This is a genomic window from Actinoplanes awajinensis subsp. mycoplanecinus (assembly GCF_001509495.1).
Lineage (GTDB): Bacteria > Actinomycetota > Actinomycetes > Mycobacteriales > Micromonosporaceae > Actinoplanes > Actinoplanes palleronii.
In genome coordinates this window covers 105,967-124,179 of record NZ_LLZH01000122.1, presented here as the reverse complement: position 1 = coordinate 124,179, position 18,213 = coordinate 105,967, and the positions used below count along the sequence as shown (strand labels likewise).

Annotated in this window: 21 protein-coding genes; 7 read left to right on the top strand and 14 right to left on the bottom strand. The window is 69.5% G+C overall.

Going from position 1 to position 18,213, the window contains the following annotated elements:
* The coding region (locus tag ADL15_RS56455; protein ID WP_083971345.1) for a polysaccharide deacetylase family protein at positions 1–1,004 on the top strand (1,004 nt) is incomplete at its 5' end.
* A gap of 11 nt (positions 1,005–1,015) precedes the next feature.
* Entirely contained in the window at positions 1,016–1,582 is a 567-nt protein-coding gene (locus tag ADL15_RS16970) for a hypothetical protein (protein ID WP_067691384.1), read from the top strand.
* A gap of 243 nt (positions 1,583–1,825) precedes the next feature.
* On the opposite strand, the gene ADL15_RS16965 is transcribed toward ADL15_RS16970, so the two are convergent.
* Complete coding sequence (locus tag ADL15_RS16965; protein WP_067691381.1) at positions 1,826–2,269, bottom strand: MarR family winged helix-turn-helix transcriptional regulator; 444 nt, start codon at positions 2,267–2,269, stop codon at positions 1,826–1,828.
* Between the two features lie 92 nt (positions 2,270–2,361).
* Between ADL15_RS16965 and ADL15_RS16960 the strand changes: the two genes are divergently transcribed.
* Complete coding sequence (locus ADL15_RS16960) at positions 2,362–2,712, top strand: DoxX family protein (RefSeq protein ID WP_067691379.1); 351 nt, start codon at positions 2,362–2,364, stop codon at positions 2,710–2,712.
* A gap of 386 nt (positions 2,713–3,098) precedes the next feature.
* Here the strand turns inward: ADL15_RS16960 and ADL15_RS16955 are convergent, their stop codons facing one another.
* On the bottom strand, positions 3,099–3,809 hold the full coding sequence (locus ADL15_RS16955) for an AraC family transcriptional regulator (RefSeq protein ID WP_067691426.1): 711 nt from the start codon (positions 3,807–3,809) through the stop codon (positions 3,099–3,101).
* Between the two features lie 144 nt (positions 3,810–3,953).
* Between ADL15_RS16955 and ADL15_RS16950 the strand changes: the two genes are divergently transcribed.
* Positions 3,954–4,451 (top strand): VOC family protein, encoded by a 498-nt coding sequence (locus ADL15_RS16950; protein ID WP_067691377.1) that lies wholly within the window; start codon positions 3,954–3,956, stop codon positions 4,449–4,451.
* A 2-nt stretch (positions 4,452–4,453) separates the two neighbouring features.
* Here ADL15_RS16950 and ADL15_RS16945 read toward each other — a convergent pair whose 3' ends face one another.
* The 7 genes from ADL15_RS16945 to ADL15_RS16915 are packed head-to-tail and all read right to left on the bottom strand — an operon-like array spanning position 4,454 to position 12,606.
* The gene (locus ADL15_RS16945; RefSeq protein ID WP_232344172.1) at positions 4,454–5,713 is read right to left on the bottom strand and encodes a BNR-4 repeat-containing protein; all 1,260 of its coding nucleotides are present in this window, start codon (positions 5,711–5,713) and stop codon (positions 4,454–4,456) included.
* Positions 5,714–5,742: 29 nt separating this feature from the next.
* Positions 5,743–7,161, bottom strand: a complete 1,419-nt coding sequence (locus ADL15_RS16940) for a glycosyl hydrolase family 79 C-terminal domain-containing protein (protein ID WP_157441415.1) — start codon at positions 7,159–7,161, stop codon at positions 5,743–5,745.
* Positions 7,162–7,172: 11 nt separating this feature from the next.
* Positions 7,173–8,198: a hypothetical protein gene (locus ADL15_RS16935; protein ID WP_232344171.1), complete on the bottom strand. Its 1,026-nt coding sequence runs from the start codon at positions 8,196–8,198 to the stop codon at positions 7,173–7,175.
* A 23-nt stretch (positions 8,199–8,221) separates the two neighbouring features.
* Entirely contained in the window at positions 8,222–9,466 is a 1,245-nt protein-coding gene (locus ADL15_RS16930) for a glucarate dehydratase family protein (protein WP_067691366.1), read from the bottom strand.
* Positions 9,463–10,326 (bottom strand): carbohydrate ABC transporter permease, encoded by an 864-nt coding sequence (locus ADL15_RS16925; protein WP_067691364.1) that lies wholly within the window; start codon positions 10,324–10,326, stop codon positions 9,463–9,465. The genes ADL15_RS16930 and ADL15_RS16925 overlap by 4 nt, the downstream gene beginning before the upstream one ends.
* Positions 10,323–11,246, bottom strand: coding sequence for a carbohydrate ABC transporter permease (locus ADL15_RS16920; RefSeq protein ID WP_067691362.1), 924 nt, complete (start codon positions 11,244–11,246; stop codon positions 10,323–10,325). Before ADL15_RS16920 ends, ADL15_RS16925 begins: the two co-directional genes overlap by 4 nt.
* A gap of 37 nt (positions 11,247–11,283) precedes the next feature.
* Entirely contained in the window at positions 11,284–12,606 is a 1,323-nt protein-coding gene (locus ADL15_RS16915) for a sugar ABC transporter substrate-binding protein (protein ID WP_067691359.1), read from the bottom strand.
* A 174-nt stretch (positions 12,607–12,780) separates the two neighbouring features.
* Between ADL15_RS16915 and ADL15_RS16910 the strand changes: the two genes are divergently transcribed.
* Complete coding sequence (locus ADL15_RS16910) at positions 12,781–13,530, top strand: IclR family transcriptional regulator (RefSeq protein WP_232344170.1); 750 nt, start codon at positions 12,781–12,783, stop codon at positions 13,528–13,530.
* Positions 13,531–13,668: 138 nt separating this feature from the next.
* Complete coding sequence (locus ADL15_RS16905; protein ID WP_067691353.1) at positions 13,669–14,181, top strand: hypothetical protein; 513 nt, start codon at positions 13,669–13,671, stop codon at positions 14,179–14,181.
* Between the two features lie 48 nt (positions 14,182–14,229).
* Here the strand turns inward: ADL15_RS16905 and ADL15_RS52980 are convergent, their stop codons facing one another.
* Both ADL15_RS52980 and ADL15_RS16900 read right to left on the bottom strand, forming a co-directional pair.
* On the bottom strand, positions 14,230–14,985 hold the full coding sequence (locus tag ADL15_RS52980; RefSeq protein WP_157441414.1) for a hypothetical protein: 756 nt from the start codon (positions 14,983–14,985) through the stop codon (positions 14,230–14,232).
* Positions 14,986–15,072: 87 nt separating this feature from the next.
* The gene (locus ADL15_RS16900; RefSeq protein ID WP_067691349.1) at positions 15,073–16,071 is read right to left on the bottom strand and encodes an alpha/beta hydrolase; all 999 of its coding nucleotides are present in this window, start codon (positions 16,069–16,071) and stop codon (positions 15,073–15,075) included.
* Positions 16,072–16,198: 127 nt separating this feature from the next.
* On the opposite strand from ADL15_RS16900, the gene ADL15_RS16895 reads away from it, so the two are divergent.
* Positions 16,199–16,804, top strand: coding sequence for a TetR/AcrR family transcriptional regulator (locus ADL15_RS16895; protein WP_067691345.1), 606 nt, complete (start codon positions 16,199–16,201; stop codon positions 16,802–16,804).
* Positions 16,805–17,178: 374 nt separating this feature from the next.
* Here ADL15_RS16895 and ADL15_RS16890 read toward each other — a convergent pair whose 3' ends face one another.
* The 3 genes from ADL15_RS16890 to ADL15_RS16880 are packed head-to-tail and all read right to left on the bottom strand — an operon-like array spanning position 17,179 to position 18,006.
* Entirely contained in the window at positions 17,179–17,481 is a 303-nt protein-coding gene (locus tag ADL15_RS16890) for a type II toxin-antitoxin system PemK/MazF family toxin (RefSeq protein WP_067691336.1), read from the bottom strand.
* Positions 17,478–17,711 (bottom strand): hypothetical protein, encoded by a 234-nt coding sequence (locus ADL15_RS16885; protein ID WP_067691333.1) that lies wholly within the window; start codon positions 17,709–17,711, stop codon positions 17,478–17,480. The genes ADL15_RS16890 and ADL15_RS16885 overlap by 4 nt, the downstream gene beginning before the upstream one ends.
* A 58-nt stretch (positions 17,712–17,769) precedes the next feature.
* The gene (locus ADL15_RS16880; RefSeq protein WP_067691330.1) at positions 17,770–18,006 is read right to left on the bottom strand and encodes a hypothetical protein; all 237 of its coding nucleotides are present in this window, start codon (positions 18,004–18,006) and stop codon (positions 17,770–17,772) included.
* Between the last annotated feature and the right edge of the window lie 207 nt (positions 18,007–18,213).

Genomic DNA, 18,213 nt, shown 5'->3' with positions numbered 1-18,213 from the left:
CCCCCACGCCTGCCGCGCCGCCCGCCCGCGCCTCCACCCCCGCCCGCACCCCGGCGCCCGCACCCGCCCGCCTCCCGGCGTCTACCCGCGCCGCCGCACCCGCCGACGAGGAAGCCACCACGTGGCTGGCGGCCGGGCTCGGCAGCGCACCGGTCGCCCCGGCGGCCCCGGTCCGGATCGGCGGCATCGCCGTGTCCCGGCGCCGGTTGATCCTCGGGCTCTCCGGCGTCGCCGGCGCCGCTGCCCTGACCGCGGGAGCGGTCGCCATCCACGGCGCGACCACCGAATCCAGCACGGCCCCGGGCAAACCCGCCCCCGCCGGGCCCGCGGTCGTCACCTCCCGCACACCGGAGAAGGCGCAAGTCACCGCTTCCCCGGTGCCGGTCCAGCGCAAGCCGCTCTCCACGCTCGCCGAGTACACCAAGGCCGCCGGCCTGCCGGCGTTCCCCTCCGACGCGATCGCCCTGACCATCGACGACGGCCCGCACCCGATCTGGACCCCGAAGATCCTGCAGCTGCTCGAGAAGTACCACGTCCCGGCGATGTTCTGCATGATCGGCAACCAGGTCCTCGGCCACGAGGCGGTCGCCAAAATGGTCACCGGCGACGGCCATCAGCTGGCCAACCACACCTGGAGCCACCCCACCGAGCTGGGCGAGAAATCGAAGTCCCTCGCCCAGAAGGAGATCCACCGCGCGCAGAAGAAAATCACCAACACCACGGGGTACGTCCCGAAGCTCTTCCGCTCCCCCGGCGGCGACTGGTCCCCGCACCTGCTGGGCGAGGTGGCCAAGGCCGGCCTGCTCCCCCTGGACTGGAGCAACGACCCCCGGGACTGGACCCAACCGGGCGCCGGCAAAATCGAGAAGCGCATGCTGGCCGCCAAACCAGGCCAGATCCTCCTCTGCCACGACGGCGGCGGCGACCGCTCCCAGACCTACAAGGCCCTGAGCGTCGTCCTCCCCGCCCTGAAGGCCCGAGGCCTCACGTTCGTCGCCCTCTGACGGCTCCGGCCATGACCTTCGACGAGTTCGTCGCCGATCTGGGAGAGCGGGTGGATCGCCTCGCTCCCCGGCCGAAGGCGGCGGTGTTCTGGTTGACCGGGACGGCTCTGCGGGCCGGGCTGAGCGCCGCCGAGAGCGCCGGCTGGTCCGACTGGTTCGGTCAGGTGAGCGACCGTTCGATCGACTTCATCGTGGATGGTCGCGTCGGGGATGACGTCCCGTCGCTGTGGGAACGGGTTTCGGTCTCCACCTGGCCAGAGCCGTCACAGCGGCTTCTCGCGACCGTCGTCTGCGTCAGCAGTCCGCTGGCCATCGCGCTGGAACCGGAGAAGAAGGTCGGCTCCTGGCTGGAGCACGCGCTGTTTCCGGTGATCGAGCAGGTTTCTCTCGAACTGTTCGAGGACGTGGTCTTCCCCGACGACGCCGGACTCGACGAGGTCTTCGCCGACGAGCGCGTCCAAGCGGCCGGCGCCTACTGCCACGCGCTCTGCACCAGCCTGGAGCAGTACCCGACGGTGAACCACGAGAAGCTGCACGAGCTGCGTGCAGGATCCGACATCCTCAGCGGCACCGCCTGAGGACCGGGCGGAGGCGGTGGGCCGCACCCGCCCACTGTTGGCACGCGAAAACCGCGCCGTGCCCAGGGTGCGGTCGGCGAAGCCGTCCTTTGGTTCTCGGTGCGGCGTGCCGCACTATTTTTTGGGCATCCTAGGACTCTAGGTTGCAAGGGTTCGACAGACGTCCCCGGCTCTCGGTGTCACGCGGCGCCACGGCAGGACCGGCGGTGCACGAGTCTTGGCCAGCAGGGCGTGGGGTCGGTATCAGTCGCCGCAGGAGGCGGCGTCGGCGACCTTGGTCAACAGCTGCTCGAGCTGACCGCGCTCCTCCGGGGACAGCGCGGCGAACAGGTCGTCGTCCGCGCCGGCCAGGACGTCGTCGACGGACTGCAGGGTGCCGGTGCCCTTCGCGGTGATGGTGACGATGTGGCGGCGGCGGTCGGCCGCGTCTCGCTGCCTTGACGCCAGGCCCAGGCTCTCCAGCTCGTTGAGCACCGCGACCAGCGCGCTCGGATCGACGCCGAGCAGGTCGATCAGCGCCTGCTGGTTGACCGGGCCGTCGGCCAGGTGCCGCAGCGTGAACTCGGATCGCGCGGTGAGCCCCTGAGCGGCCAGGGCCTCACGGACCCGGGCGCTGGCGACCGCGCCGCGGCCGGCCAGCAGCACGCCCAACGGGGCCGGGAGCGCGGTGCGCGCAGTCGAAGCCATGCCGCCATCATAACCAGCACCCCGATTGTTGCCCTGGAATAATCGTTGTAGGCTTCCAACGATTTCTAGCGCACCATTATTGGGGAGATGCCATGTTCATTGCCTACGTCGTCGCCGCTGTCGTGTTCGGGCTGGCCAACGTCAACTCCGCCGTCGCGAAGTTCCGCAGGGTCGAGCGGGTCACCACGGTGCTGACCACGTCGGGTGTCCCCGAGTCGTGGTTCGTGCCGCTGGGTCTGCTGAACCTCGCCGGCGGGATCGGCCTGCTGATCGGGATCGCCTGGCGGCCGCTGGGCATCGCCGCGGCGGCCGGCCTGGTGCTGTACTTCGCCGGCGCCGTGCTCGCCCACGTGCGGGTCAAGGACACCAAGGGCATCCCCCTGCCGGCCGCACTCATGGCCGTCGGGATCCTCACCCTGGCACTCGCCATCGCCTCGGCCTGACCCCGGAAGGCGCGCCGCTTCCGGACCCCCGGCTGGTGCTCAGGGCTGCCTCACGACCATCGAGACAACCCTGAGCACCAGCCGCGGCCCGCCCCCGGAACCCGGCTGGCATCCAGGGGTGCCTCGCGACCATCGAGACAACCCTGAGCGGCCCGCCCCCGGAACCCGGCTGGCATCCAGGGGTGCCTCGCGACCATCGAGACAACCCTGAGCACCAGCCGCGGCCCGCCCCCGGAACCCGGCTGGCGTCCAGGGGTGCCTCGCGACCGTTGAGACAACCCTGAGCACCAGCCGGGGGCCGCGAGCGACCGGCCGCCGTGGGCCGCGAGCACGCCAGGACCGCGCCGCGGCCAGACGAGAACGTCAGCTGACGGAAACGCGAGGTGTCAGCTTTCGGGAGTGACGGCGCTCCGGTAGGCGCTCGGGGTCAACCCGAGGATCGTGCTGAAGTCGCTGCTCAGGTGGGCCTGGTCCGCGTAGCCGAGCTGGGCCGCCAGCTCCGCCAGGCTGGTACCCGGATCATCCCGCAACTGCTGGGCCGCTTCCTGCAACCGCCGCCGCCGGATCATCGTGAGCGGCGGAAGGCCCACATACCGGCGGGCCAGGCGCTGCACCGTGCGGGTCGAGACGTGCAAACGCGCGGCGACGTCCTCGACCCGCACCACCGCCGGGTCGGCGTCGATCAGCTCGGCCATCGCATTGGCGAGCAGAGCCTCCGGGCTCGGCGCCGGCACCACACCGGCCAGCCAGTCCGCGAACGCGTCGACTGCCAGGCGATGCCGGTCGGCCGGGCCGGTCATCGCCTCGGTGACCCATTTCTGCAGGTCAGGAAGGTCCACCGGCTGGGCGGTGTCCTTCAGCTCCGCGGGCGCCGCCGTGAACGCCGGCACCGCGGCCGGGCGCAGCAGCGCGCCGACCGCCCAGCCCGTACCGGAAAGGTCGCGGTGCGAACGGCGGGTCGACGGGCCGGAGAGCTCCACCCCGTCCGGGCCGACGACCAGGTTGGAGGCGGGGAAGGCGATCAGGTGCTGCCGGGACACCCGGCCGGGCGCGATCTGCCACTCGGGGATCCAGAACCAGCGGACGAGCGCGGCCACCGACGCGGGCGGCGGCAGGCGCGCGAACGTCGGCAGCCGCACCGGGTACAGCACGCCACGGTGCTCCTGGCTCACGGTCACCACCGTACAAGCTGTCGCGTATCTCCAAGGAATCCGCCGGTGGCCGCACCTAGCGTTAGGGCCATGACTACGACCGATAAAGCCGCTACCGGCGAATACACCACCAACGGCACCCCGCACGGCGCCACCAGCCTGACCCCGTTCCTGGTCATCCCGGACGCCCGCGGCGCGATCGACTTCTACCGGGACGTCTTCGGCGCCCGGGTCGTGGACGTGACCGAGATGGGCGGCGTGGTGGCGCACGCCGTGCTCGACTTCGGCAGCGGGCTGCTGCAGCTCGGCGAGCCGATCGAGTCCTACGGCCTGGTGCCGCCGCCCGCCGGGGAGCAGGACTGCTACTCGATCGGGATGTACTGCCCGGACGTCGACGCGGTGCTCGCCAAGGCCGAGGCGGCCGGCGCGACCGTGCGGGAACCGGCCGCCACGTTCGTGTCGGGCGACCGGTTCGCGAGCGTCCGGGACCCGTTCGGCGTCCGCTGGTCGATCATGACCCGGGTCGAGGACCTCTCCGAGAAGGAGAGCGCCGAACGGGTCGCCAAGTGGGCCGCCGAACAGGGCTGAAACTATCCCGCCACGTAGACGTCGCCGTCGGCCACCGTCACCTCCCGCGCGCTGCTGGCGCCGGTGAGCAGCAGGCGGGCCGGTCGGCGGTGCCCGGCGATCACCTCGATCCGCTGGATCGGCTGCGGGGTGGCCAGCGTCGACTCCCGGCGCCAGGGCAGCCCGGGCACCAGCCGGTAGGTGTCGACACCGGTCGCCGCCGGGTCCGGCGTGGCATGGACCCGCCAGGAGAAGTCGTCGGCCGGTTCCATGTCGCGGACCCGGGCGCCGGTGCCCAGCTCGGTCGCCCGCCACCCGACGCCGGGCAGGTGCACGGCGCTGTGCGTGTGCACCCGCGCCTGCGCGTCCAGCTGCATCCACACCACGAACGGGGCGCGGCCGCCGAGCGTCGAACCGACCAGGCTGATGTAGTCCGGCGAACGGGGGTTGACGGGCTGCAGTTCGGTGGCCGCGACCTTCAGATACCGCTCCTGGTCGGCGTCGTCGACGCTGGTGCCCAGGTCACGCCCGGCGGCCGACCGGAACCGCAGGTCGTCCGGGGAGAACGTGGCGTAGTAGACGTTGCGGTGGTACCGGTCGTGCAGGTGACCTTCCGGCCCACCGCCGGCCAGCGTCCACACCATCGCGATCCGGTCGCCCTCCACGCGGATCTGACCGAGATAGATCTCGTTCATGTTGTCCGCGCGGTTCAGCGGCGCGATGCACCAGCGGTCGCCGGTGAGCGCCGTGGAGCTCTGCCAGCTGAGCCCGTCGTCGGTGGAGCGGACGTACTTCATCGGCCGGGTATCGGTCGGGAACGCCGGGTCGAAGTCGCCGGCCGTCTCGCGGATGAACACGAAGATGTCGCCGGTCGACGTCTTCACCGGCATCGGATACGTCGCGCCCAGCCCCGCCGGGATGATCGTGTCGGTCCAGGTCCCGGCGATCGAGTGCGGCGCGGGCGAGCGGGCCACCCACAGTTCCCGGTTGTGCAGGCCGCGGAAGACCAGCAGGTGACCGTCGTCGGCCTGGATCAGCGTCGGGTAGTTGTGCGAGTCGTTGTCACCGCCGGCCACCCGCACCGGCGCCGACCACACCGCGAGCAGGTGGTCGTACTCCTGCACGTAGTTGTCCTCCTGGAACCCGCCCCAGGAGATGAAGGTCTTCCCGGCGCGCGGGTCGTGCACTCCCCCGGCGACCGGCCGCCGATCGGTGCGGGCCGCCGACGCGGCCGCCACCGTGGTCAAAGCCGGGCGCGACGAGGGCAGAGGAACAAAGGGCACAAGACCCAACCCCAACACGGTACGACGATTCACAGCGTCACCACGACCGCGCTCGCCGCGCCCACGGTCAGGGTCAGCTTCCCGCCGGTGACCCGCGCCGAGGACGGGGCCGGGGAGAACCGGCCGGTGCCGTCGACGGTCACGCCCTGCACCGCCGTCGACTCCTGGTCCAGCCCTGCACCGGTCATCGCCAGCACCGACGCCGACCGATTCCGGCCACCGACCGCCAGGGTCACGGCGACCGGCGCCCCGTCCTTGTGGACCAGCGCGATCCGGGTGCGCCCGTCGTCGCCCTGCACCGCGTACACCGAAAGGTTCTGTGTGGTGTCGGTCGTGACCGGCAGGAACCGTCCCGGACCCATCTGCCTGGCCATCCAGATGCCGTAATAGATCGGCATGACCTGGTACTGCTGGGCCAGCTCATAGGCGGTGCTGGACGCGCAGATCGGGGTGTAGCGCTGGAACTTGCCGTTCCAGATCGGGGCGTTGCAGACGCCGAGCCCGCCGTGCACGTTGATCCCGGCCATCCCGGCTTGCGCCATCGACAGTCCGTAATCGATCACCCAGAGCGCGGACGCGTACTTGTTGCTGACGCCGTCGACCCCGCCGCTGTACGCCGAGTTGGCCTCGTCGACCCGCATCGGCAGGCCATGCGCCGTGGCGGCGGCCAGGTTGCCGGCGACCGCGGTGAGCTGCGAGGTGATCTGCGCGGCCGACAGCATCCGGTTGATCGTGAGGTCCGGGCCGGACGCGTACTGGTGGACGGTCAGCATCGCCATCCGATCGTGCTCGTCGGCGGCGAGCGAGGACGCCCAGGACGACGACGTGCCGGCGGTGTCCGGTCCGGCGATCCGGTCGTGCCCGACGACGTCCGCGCAGGCCGCCCAGTCCGCGTGGTACTGCGGATAGGCGTAGCCGGGCGGGCGCAGCGCCTTGCCCTCCCACTGGTCCGGTTCGTTGCCGCACTCGACGGCGACCAGGCGCTTGCCGAGGACCTGATCCATGGTCCGAACCTGATCAGCGACGAGCGCCGGGTCCCAGCGGCCGACGTTGACGCCGACCTCGGCCTTCCAGCCGGTGGCGTCGAGCAGCCCGCGCAGCCGTTTGATGTCGGCCGGGGTGACGACGTCCTGCACCCAGTCCGGTTTGGGGTCGGGTGGCGACTGCCCGGCGGGCAGCCAGAGTGTGTCGCGGTCCAGGGTGTTGCCGCCGATCCGCAGGTTGCTGGCGCCGAGCGTGCGCATCAGCTGGGCCATGTTGCCGCGGGCCGGGTCGAGGTTGCCGATGCCGAGTTCGCGCATCTCGAACGACAGCCCGACCGCGTCGGCGGCGAGCCGCCCGGCCGGGTGCACGGTGTCGACGGTGACGGTGGTGGTGGCGGCTTGCGCCGGGACCGGCAGGGCGATGATGACCAGGGAGGCGGCGAGCGCCGCGGTTTTACCGAGCACAGTGGACTCCATCAAAGAGTGAAGAGGTCCTGACGCCAGGCGGGAGCGAGGCCCAGGTGGTAGAGGCTCAGCCGGCTCGCGCCGGCGGCCTGGAGCGCTGTCACGTGCGGCCCGACCGCGTCGGGTTCCATCGGGTGCAGCAGGGTGACGTACGCGTCGACCGGTGTGCCGTGCTCGGCCGCCGCGCGCACCAGGTCCTCGGAGCCGAGCGGCCAGCACGGCACGAGCAGCGCGTCCACGCCAGGAGAGGAGGCCGCGGTGGCGGTCAGTCCCGGCGACGGTCCGGTCGCCCACGGGTCGGGGTGCGCGTGCAACGTGACCGGCAGATCACCCAGCCCGGCGAGCACCTGCGCGCGCAGCAGGTCGGTGTGCCGGTGCCGCACCCCGAGCAGCACGGCTAGGACCTCGTCGGACGGGTTCCCGGCCCGCAGCGCGGTCACCACCTCGCCCGGGTCGAGCCCCTGCGCCACCCACCCCCGTCGGCAGGCGGTGCAGCAGCAGATCGACAGCAGTCGCACCTCGGCCGGTGTCCAGGCGCCGTCGGTCTTCTCGTGGTGTCCGAGATGGTTCACGCCCAGTTGGCCGCACGCCTCGAGCGAGACACCGTCGAGGTCCAGGTCGAGGACCGCCTCGGCGGCGAGCGTGGCGGCGTACTCGCGGACTTCCGGATGGGCCGGGCACAGGGCGTACGGATAAGGCTCTCCGAAACAGTTGACCACCGCGACGTCCGGTCGTGCCGTGCCCAGCCGGGTGTTGTGCGTCAGCACGATCCACGCGCTCACCTGGCGCCCGGCCCGCTTCAGCAACCGCGCCGCGGTCCCGAACGCGTCGGCGTGCGACACCCAGTTCGGCGCGAGCGGCCGCAACTGCCGCCCTTCCCAGGCCGGCGAACGGACCGGGCGGTAGAGCGCCGCCCACCGCGCGTCGACGATCCGGTGCGCGGGGTGCAGCGGGGTCGCGGCCCGCGTCGAGTGGTAGGCGGCAGCCAGAGTCACCCGCTGCGGCGCCCGGTCCAGGAACCCGGGATCCCCGAGCACATCCCACGGAAAAGCGTGCCCGCTCACCATCGCGGCCGCAACTTCACGTAGTCCGGTTCGAAGCTCTGCCGATACGCGGTGTCGTCGCGTTCCCGGATCCCGCAGCGCCACCAGTTGTCGTGCAGCTCGGCCAGCTTGTCCTCGTCGAGCGTCACCCCCAGCCCCGGGGTGTCCGGCACGGTCGCCGCTCCCCCACTGATCACCAGTGGATCGCTGACCACGTCCACCCCGGACTGCCACGGCGTGTGGGTGTCCACCGCGTAGGTCAGCTGTGGTGTCGCCGCGGCGAGGTGGACCATGGCGGCCAGGCTGATCCCGAGGTGGCTGTTGGAGTGCATCGAGACGCCGATCCCCCAGGTGCGGCAGATCGCGGCGAGTTCCACGCAGGCGCGCAGCCCACCCCAGTAGTGGTGGTCGGCGAGCACGATCTGCACCGAGCCACGCTCGATCGCCTCGGGCAGGTCGGCGAACGCGACCACGCACATGTTGGTGGCCAGGGGCATCGGGGCGAGCGCGGCCACCTCGGCCATCCCGGCCAGCCCGCCGGTCGGGTCCTCCAGGTATTCCAGCAGGCCCTCGGTCTGCTCGGCCACCTTGATCGAGGTCTCCGGGGTCCACGCGGCGTTCGGGTCGAGCCGCAGCGGCAGGCCGGGGAACGCGTCGCGCAGCGCCCGGATCGCGGCGATCTCCTCGTCGGGCGGGAACACCCCGCCCTTGAGTTTGATCGATTCGAAGCCGTACTGGTCGATCATGGAGCGGGCCTGGGCGACGATCCCGGCCGGGTCGAGGGCCGGTCCCCAGCTGTCCGTTCCGGCCCACTTGTAGAAGAGGTAGGCCGAGAACGGGACGCGGTCGCGGACCTTGCCGCCGAGCAGGTCGTAAATCGGCCGGCCGATCGCCTGACCTTGCAGGTCGAGCAGCGCGACCTCGAACGGGGAGACCACTCGGGCCAGGGTCTTCGCGGCGGTGGAGTCGCCGGTGAGCCCATGGCGATCCGGGGCGTCGGCAGCGCCGAGGGCCTCGGCGATTTTTGCGACAAGTCCAGCTAAATCAAAAATATCCAGATTTTCGATAGCCGAAGCGGCTCGGGTCAGCAGCGCCAGATGCGGCGCGTCGCCGTAGGTTTCCCCCAGGCCGATGCTGCCGTCGGCGGCCCGGACCTGGATGATCGCGCGCAGCGCCCACGGCTGGTGCACGCCCGCGGAGTTCAACAGCGGCGGGTCGGGGAACGCGACCGGAGTCACGATCACTTCGCGAACAGATGTCATCCCTTGATCGCTCCGGAGGTCAGGCCGCGCATGAACTGGCGCTGCAAGGCGAGAAAAACCACGACCGACGGCAGCAACGCGAGCAGCGCCGAGGCGATCAGCACCCCGGTGCCCACCTGCTCGTCGGCGCGCAGGCTGCGCAACGCCAGCGCGAGGGTGAACTGCTTCGCGTCCTGCGCGACGAGCAGCGGCAGAATGTACTGGTCCCAGATCATCGTGAAGCCGAAAATGCCCAGCACGCCCAGCGCCGGACGGCACACCGGCAGGATCACCGACCAGAAGATCCGCAGGTCGCCGGCCCCGTCGATCCGGGCCGCCTCCTCCAGCTCGATCGGCACGTCGCGCATGAACTCGGTCATCACCAGGATCGCGAACGCCCACGCGCCGACCGGCACGATCATGCCGGCCAGGCTGCCGATCAGGTTGACGTGCAGGACCGGCACGTCCGCGAGGACCAGCGACAACGGGATGGCCAGGATTTCTTCCGGCAGCATCATGGTCGAGAGGATCAAGAACAGCACCATGCGTACGCCGGGGAACTGCTTGCGGGCCAGCGCGTACGCGGCGGTGACGCTCACCGCGATCTGGAGCAGCAGCCCGCCACCGACCACGATCAGCGAGTTCGCCAGGTAGCCCAGCACGCCCTGGTCGAACGCCGTGCGGAAGTTGTCGAGGGTCAGGTCGTGCGGGATCAGCGTGAGCTTCGTCGGATCGGTGACCAGGCCGAACGCGCTGACCAGCAACGCCAGCAGCGGTCCGGCGAAGACGAAGACCACCAGCGCGTACAGCGCGACCTTGACGATCCGGCCGAGCGGGCCACGGATCGCGCCGAGCCCGAGAGCGGTGTCGAGTTGTCTCATGAACGTCGCCTCAGCATCTGTGTCAGCACCGTAAGCGCGATCGTGGCGACCAGCAGCAGCATCGAGCCGGCTGACGCGATGCCCAGCTCGTTGCGTTCCAGCCCGAGCTTGTAGACCAGCGTCATCACCACCTCGGTGGAGCCGTTCGGGCCGCCGTTGGTGAGCAGGAAGATCTCGGTGAACACCCGGAGCCCGCGGATCGCGGCGAGCGTGACGACGATGCCGAAGACCGGGCGCATCGCCGGGAACGCCACGTGCCAGAGCCGGCGCAACGGTCCCGCGCCGTCGGCGGCCGCCGCCTCATAGAGCGTGCGATCGACACCCGCCAATCCGGCAATAAAGATCATCATGTCGTACGGGGCGCCGCGCCAGATCCCGACCGCCATCACCGACCACAGTGACGTGTGCGGCGAGTCGAGATACTGCCCCGGGCCGAGTCCGATCCAGCCCAGCACCACGTTGAGCGCGCCGTCCGGGGCCGGATAGTAGATGACCCGCCACAGCGCGGCGACCACGGCCATCGCGGTGACCGTCGGCAGGAAGACCGCGGTCCGCACGAACCACAGGTGCCGGGCGGTGCCCTCCAGCAGCAGGGCCAACGCCAGGCCGATGACCAGGGAGCCGAGGGTCTCGCCGAGCGCGAGCACGAGCGTGTGCCCGGCGGCCGCCCGGAACGCCTCGTCACCGAGCACGGTCCGGTAGTTGTCCAGCCCGACCCAGCGGTCGCCGAGGTAGGGCCGGACCTCGTGGAAGCTCATGCTGATCGCACGGGCCATCGGCACGAACTTGAACAGCCCGAAAATGATCAGCGCGGGCGCGAGCCAGAGCCACGCGCTCGCATGCCTTGACCAGTGCTTTCCTGGCCTTTTCTGCGGCGGCGCGCGCTTCTTCTCCGGCGGCGCGGCCAGCGTGGCCGTCACGCCTTCGCTCCCTGCTTGGTCAACTCGCCGCCGCCGGTCACGCTTTCGCTCCCTGCTTGGTCAGCTCGTCGGTGAACGTCTGAGCCAGCTTGTCGAGCGCGGTCTTCGGGTCGGCGGCACAGTCGGCGACCAGGCCGTTCAGGGTGTCGGCGGCGGACTGCCGGAACGGCGTCCAGTCCGGCACCACCGGCACGTAGCGGGCGCCGTCCTGGTAGATCCCGGCGAACAGCTGCCAGCGGGTGTCCTTGCGGACCGCGGCCATGTCCACCTTGCTGTTCACCGGCAGGCGCACCACGTTGCCGTCGGTGTCACCGGCCATGCCCAGCGTCTGACCGTCGACCGACGTGGCGTACTCGGCGAACTTGGTCTGCCCGGCCGGGTTGGCCGACCCGGCCATCAGGTAGACGTTCTCGCCCTCGGCCAGCGAGACACTCTTGCCGCCGGGGCCGGGCGGCAGCGCCACGACCTCGTACTTGTCCTTACCGAGGTTCTTATCAAAACGCGCCATATTGTACGGACCGGTCAGGTAGATCCCGCCCTTCCCGGTCTCGAACAGCGGGTGCGCCTGGGTGGTCTCGGCGGTCACCGAGCCCGGCACCACGCTCTTGTCGGTGCAGAACTGCTTGGTCAGTTCCTGCACCGCCACGAGGGACTGCGGGTTGTTGATCGCCGGGGTGAACTTGCCGTCCGCCCCGGTCAGGAAGTCGCCGCCGGCCGACCAGAGCAGGCTCGCGAAATACCAGGAGGTGTAGCCGCGCTTGGTGGAGGCCGGGATGACGTAGCCGTACGTGTCGGGTCTGCCGTTGCCGTCCGGGTCGCCGGCGGTGAACGCCTTGGCGAGCGCGTCCATGTCGGCCCAGGTCTTCGGGGTCTGCAGGCCGAGCTTCTCGCGCCAGTCCTTGCGGATGAACAGCGCGAACGACTGCGCCGAGAACGGCACCCCGTAGATCTTGCCGTCCGCACCGGTCGCGGCCTGCCAGGACGACGGCGTGAGGTCGGCCTGCCCGGCCAGCGTGGCCCGGTCCACCTCGCGGACCAGGCCCTGCTTGACCAGGCCACCGAGCCGGTCGGTGTCGTTGATGACGATGTCCGGCAGCTTCTTCTGCGCGGCCGCCTGCTGCAGCTTCGTCTCGAAGTCGTCGAACAGCGCGGTCACCTTGGCGGGCACCCCGGTCTTGGCGGTGAACGCGGCGGCGAGCTGCTGGTCGGTCTTCTCGGTGTTCGAGCCGGGCGGCTTGCGAACCCAGATCTGCAGCTCGGCCTTGGCATCGGTGGCCGGCTTGTCGCCACCGCAGGCCACCAGGCAGCCGGCCGCGACGGCCGCGGTCACCGCCACCGCGAGCACTCTTCTACCAGCCACGTGCCTGCCCCTTGTCTACATATATGGACGCGTGTTTCGTCTGTGTCACGCGAGTAGGGACAAGCTAGCTGCCGGTATGATGACCGTCAACACTCTGGAAACAAACCTTCGTGATGGTGGGTATCAATGCCGCAGGCGATTGAGGGATCAACGACGGCCAATGACGTCTCGCCGGTGAAATCCGCCGAACGCACCGTGAAGATCCTGGAGACCCTCGCCGCGTCCCCGACCCGGCTCACCCTCTCCGAGCTGCAGGAACGCATGGGCTACCCGCGCTCGAGCCTGCACGCGCTGGTGCGCACGCTGCGTGAGCTCAAGTGGGTCGAGGCCGACGAGACCGGTTCGGCGTTCGGGGTCGGCCCGCACGCGCTGCTCTCCGGCACGGCATACCTGGACCGCGACCCGGCGCTGCGGTTCGCCCAGGAGACCATCGAGGACCTGCGCGGCGAGATCGGCTACACCATCCACTACGCCCGCCGCGACGACGCCCACGTGCTCTACCTGGCCAGCCGCGAGTCCCGCGATTCGGCCGGCCGGGTCTCCCGGGTCGGCCGCCGCCTCCCGGCGCATGTGACCGCGCTAGGCCAGGCCTTGCTGGCGGAGCTGACCGAGGCGGAGGTGGACGCTTTACTCCCGGCATCTCTGGCCGGCCTGCAGCCGAACAGCATCACCGACCACACAGCGCTGCACGCGGAGCTGGAGGTGGTCCGCAAGCGGGGGTGGGCCTTCGAGCGCGAGCAGAACACCCCCGGCGTCGCGTGCGTCGCGGTAGCGGTCGGCTACCGCATCCCGGCCAGCGACGCGGTGTCGTGTTCGATGCCCGCCGACCGCGCGACCCCGGACCACGTCCAGGAGGTAGCCGACGCCATGACCCGGCACGTGACGGCCCTGGCCCGAACCCTGCGCCACGAGGGCATCCGCTAACGCCCCGGCCAGCACCCCGAGTCCGCGGCAGGCGCCGGGCGCGGTATCTGGAACAGCCGGCCGTTCTCGTAGACGTCCTCGTGGTAGATCCGATCCGCCCAATAGTCAGCGGTCGTACCTGTCGTCCATGATGCGTGCATGAACGCTATGGCGGAGCGCATGGAGCACTCGGTCCAGATACTGATCAGCGACTGGCTGTTCATCGACGGGACCATGGACAACCACGTCCAGTCGGCCATCGATGGTGCCGTCTTCGACGAGGAGGGTGACACCGACGACGAGGCCGAGGACGGCGACGGGCCCGACGATGAAGACGACTGGGACGAGGGGCCGGCCGCGGATACCGACGCGGAGCCAGATTCCATCGCCTTGCCCAGGGTGGCCCAGTTGGGCCTCAGCGTTCGCCAGGCGGGCTGGGACCAGATTCCGGGGTGGCCGCGCGACGCCGCGGGCTTCGAGACGTGGCCGGCACCTGGACAGGTGGCGACGATGACCCTCACGGACGCTCAATGGAGCCTGGTTGTCTTCGCCCTGCGCCACTGGGCAGAGGTCGACGAGCGCTTGTCCGACGCCGAGGGAGCGGCCAGGTCACGGGCCATCGCCGCCGACATCGAGCATCACCTCGCCGAACAGGGATGGGCAGGGGCCTGACGACTGACTACTCCGCGTAAACGTTCCAAAACGCGGTCAAGAAAGCTCTCATCTGCGGGCAACCAGCAGTTCGTCCAGCGACACCCCGAGCCTTCGAGCAAACTCCGCGAGTATCTCACGCGCAGCCTGATCGGGCGATACATTCAAGCCGACCCGGCTCATGATCAAACCATCAACGCCTTCCAGGTTTTCTCTCGAAATATCAGCCTTCAGCCAACGCATCCATTCAACAATTGTCTGAACTCCATATCGGACCCGACCACCGGCCGCACCCGACGCGACACCGTGCCGGATGATATGAAATGCCGAGCTGAACCGCTCGAGAGGAAAGCTGTGCTCCGCGGTGACGACGTCGAGTTTTTCCAGCTGGTCATATTCGGCCAGGGCTCGGACCAGGTGCGCACGGTCCCGAGATGAGGGGAGCCGGACACCTACCGCATCGATCAAGACGGTCACACTTGCGGCGTCATCTTCGTCGTCGACTCCGATGCGGACATCAACAGATCGACCCGGCGCACAGACAGGCCACGACAGATAGGGGCGAAGGAAGGTCTCACCTACAGTCAGCAAACCATCCGGCAGCGTTATCTTGACCGAAAGTATCTCGTACGAACTCGGCGGCGCCTCACCTCGCCAGAACCCGACGCGCACGGGAGCTATTTGCTGCCGACACCGCATGAACAACTGGGTGTCCGTGACAGCCGGCAAATCCTCCAGCGTCGGCTGTTCTCCATCCGCCGCCTCGGCCGCACCAATAGTCAACATGCCGTTATCCACCGCGAACTCAATGGAACAGAGTTTCATCAGGCGGAGCCTCTCATGGAGCCAGGTGTTGTCGAGCCGGCCTCATCAGGTCTTCATACCTACCCTCAGGATTCCAGATGCCGGCCGCTACCCGACTCGCGCGTCGGCGGCAGGTCGTCCAGCGAGCAGCCGGGCGGTCCAGGTCGCCAATGCGGCGGTAGCGGCCCGGGACAGTGCCGCTTGCGGCATCATGCTGGTGAAGCCGTGGAATCCGCCGGGCCAGACGTGTAGTTCGGTGTTGATTCCGGCGTGCCAGAGTCCGCTGGCGTAGGCCACGGTTTCGTCGCGGAACACTTCGGCGCTGGCGCAGTCGATGTAGGTCGGTGGCATGCCGGTCAGGTCGGTGGCACGGGCCGGGGCGGCGTAGATGGACACGTCGTCGCCGCCGCGCCGGCCGCCGAGGTAGGCGGTCCAGCCGAAGCGGGTCATGGCGCGATCGGCAATGCCGACGCCGTCGATCTGACGGGTCGAGACGGTCGAGTCACTGTCGTCGAGCATCGGGGAGATCAGGATCTGGCCGAACAGTGGTGGTCCTTGCCGGTCACGGGCCAGTAGCGCGGTGCCCGCGGCGAGTCCGCCGCCGGCGCTCTGCCCGACCAGCACGATACGCGCGGGGTCGATGCCCAGTTCGTCGCCGTGGGTGGCGATCCACAGCAGACCTGCGTAGCAGTCCTCGACCGGATAGGGGTCGGGGTGCTCAGGGGCGAGTCGGTAGTCGACGCTGACCAGGACGACATCGTCGTGGACAAGCAGCCAGTCGTCGTAGGAGTCGAGGTTGCCGAGGTAGTGGCCGAACATCATGCCGCCGCCGTGCATGGAGTAGAAGCATGTTGCCGGGCCGGTGCGCCCGATACGGCTGATGACCGCCAGGTTGATGGGGGCACCCTGGTAGCCGGGGACGGTCAGGGTGCGGCGTTGCCAACCGCGGACCTTCAGCCGGTCGTCGAGGGCCTGCTCGGTCAGGTCCAGCGCCCGCATGCGCGGCAGCATGTCGGTGGTCAGGGTGAAAGGGCCGCGTTCGTGCATGGCGGTGAGGAACACCCCGAGTTCGGGGTCGAACGGTGGGCGCGGCAGGACATCAGGCATGGCGGATCTCCTTGCTCGAGTCGAGCCGTATCGGGAGGCGTGCCTCAGCAGTGGACATGCCACTAAGTTAGTTCACTAAGCTTAGTTACACAACTACTATGCTGACGACAGCCACGGAAGGGGTCACATGCCACGCACCGATGCCCGCGGGGGACCGCAGACACGGGCGCGAATTTCGCAGATCGCCACCCAGCTGTTCCTTGACCAGGGGTTCGACGCCGTCACCGTGGCCGACGTCGCACGCGCGGCAGGAGTCTCCGCCGTCACCGTGTTCAAGCACTTCCCGCGCAAGGAAGACCTCTTGCTCGACCGGGCCGAGGACGCCATGCAGATGCTGCGCTCAGCGGTCCGCGATCGTCCCGCGGGAACCGATGTGCTGGACTCGCTGGAGGCCTTGATGCTGCGGCTGGCCGGGGACCACCACGGACTGTCGGGCATCGCCGCCGAATCCACCCCGTTCTTCCGCACCGTGGCCGGCTCCACGCCCCTCATCGCACGAGCACGAGAACTGGCCGCTGACCTACAGCACCTGCTGACCGACGAACTCGAACGCGATCCGGGCTTCGACGGCGACGGCACCCTGCTCGCCGCCTTCTTCGTATCCGGCTACACCACGGTGCTGACCGACAACGCGCGCCGCCTCATCGCCGGCGAAGCCTCCACCGAGATAGCCCTGCACCATCGTCAGCGCCTGGAACAGCTCTTCCGCGCATTGCGCAACGCCAATCGCTGAACGGCGAGAACGGGCTCAGGTGGCGGGGGCCGACATCCATGCGCGCGCCCGTTGCCCACGGCGTGAACCACAGGGCCGCCTGCGCCCGGCTGGACTTCTCAGTGATGCACTCAGGTACGGAAATACTCGGCGCCAGCGCCCAGCCGCGACTACGACGTCCACCGCATTGGATCGTCGCGGTGGACCCTTTTCGCAGCTCAAACTACTCGTGGACGATACTGGGATCGAACCAGTGACCACTCCGGCCTGAAGGAGTAGTCATGAGAGCAGACCTAGTAACCGACCCGCCACCGCGACCCGTGTCAACGAGGTGGTTGATCCAGCGTCTATAGGGTGGGAACTCGCGCCGAGACTGCCACAAGCAGAGGGCTCCCCTACAGGCCCAAATACGTCCGTAGTGCGTCGTCGACCGCTACCAAGGTGGTGCGGGTCAACCGGCCTATTCTGGCGCCGAGATTTTCTCGGGTGAGAGGTCGCAAGCGCGTCATGTCGATCGTTCCGCGTGTGGGGTCGCCCGCGGCCAGGGGCACCAACGACGGGGACTTCGGGGTCGGCACGTCGGCACCGAGGATCACCGCGAACGTGGCTCGTTGCGGGTTGTACGGATTCGCAGAGACGACCACGATCCGGGCCCGCAGGTTGCCGATCGTGTACTCGTAGACCTCGCCGCGAATCACACCGAGAGGTCCGTCCCGCGGTCGTCAGCGTCCAGCACGGCGAGGATCGCCTGGTCATCGGAGGAAAGCGACGCTTCCCAGGCCGCGATGACCTGAACGTCGCCGCGAGCGGCCTCGTTGCGGATAGCCCTGTCCAGCCACTGCCCGACGTCCAGATTCTCCGCGTCCGCGCAGGCCTTGGCCAGCGGCATACTGGCCGCATCCAGCGTCAGAGATGTCTCAGCCCTCATACCGCCGAAGATACAGCCCGTCAGCGGTGAGCGGCCACGCCGTCGCGCCTGGAGCGGGCTAGCCGGTCCATTTGACGAAGCGTTCGAAGAGCTCGGTCGCCGGGGTCGGCGGGAGGTCGCGGACGGCCTCGTCGAGCATGCTCCACATGAGGATGGCCAGCGGCGTCGCGGCCATCTCGGCCTTCATCGCCTCGCGGGCCGGGTCGCACGGCCATACCTGCTCACACGCGACGCAGTCCCAGGACGGGCGGCCGGGCGTGTGGACCTGCGTGATCACCGCCGTCGGCTGCGCCATCGCTCCGCCTCGGTCACGGGGTGCCGGTTCACCCGGAGAGGCACGCAGGAGGGGGCCGGACCGTTCCCGTCCGGCGTGGGCATGCCCAGCGACTGCGTGACCGGCGGGGACTCCGCGGTCGCCGCGTCGGGGCACGGGAACCAGCGGCAACCGCAGCTACATCGCATGCTCCAGGGCCTGAACCACACCCGCACCGGGTGGTGCTCA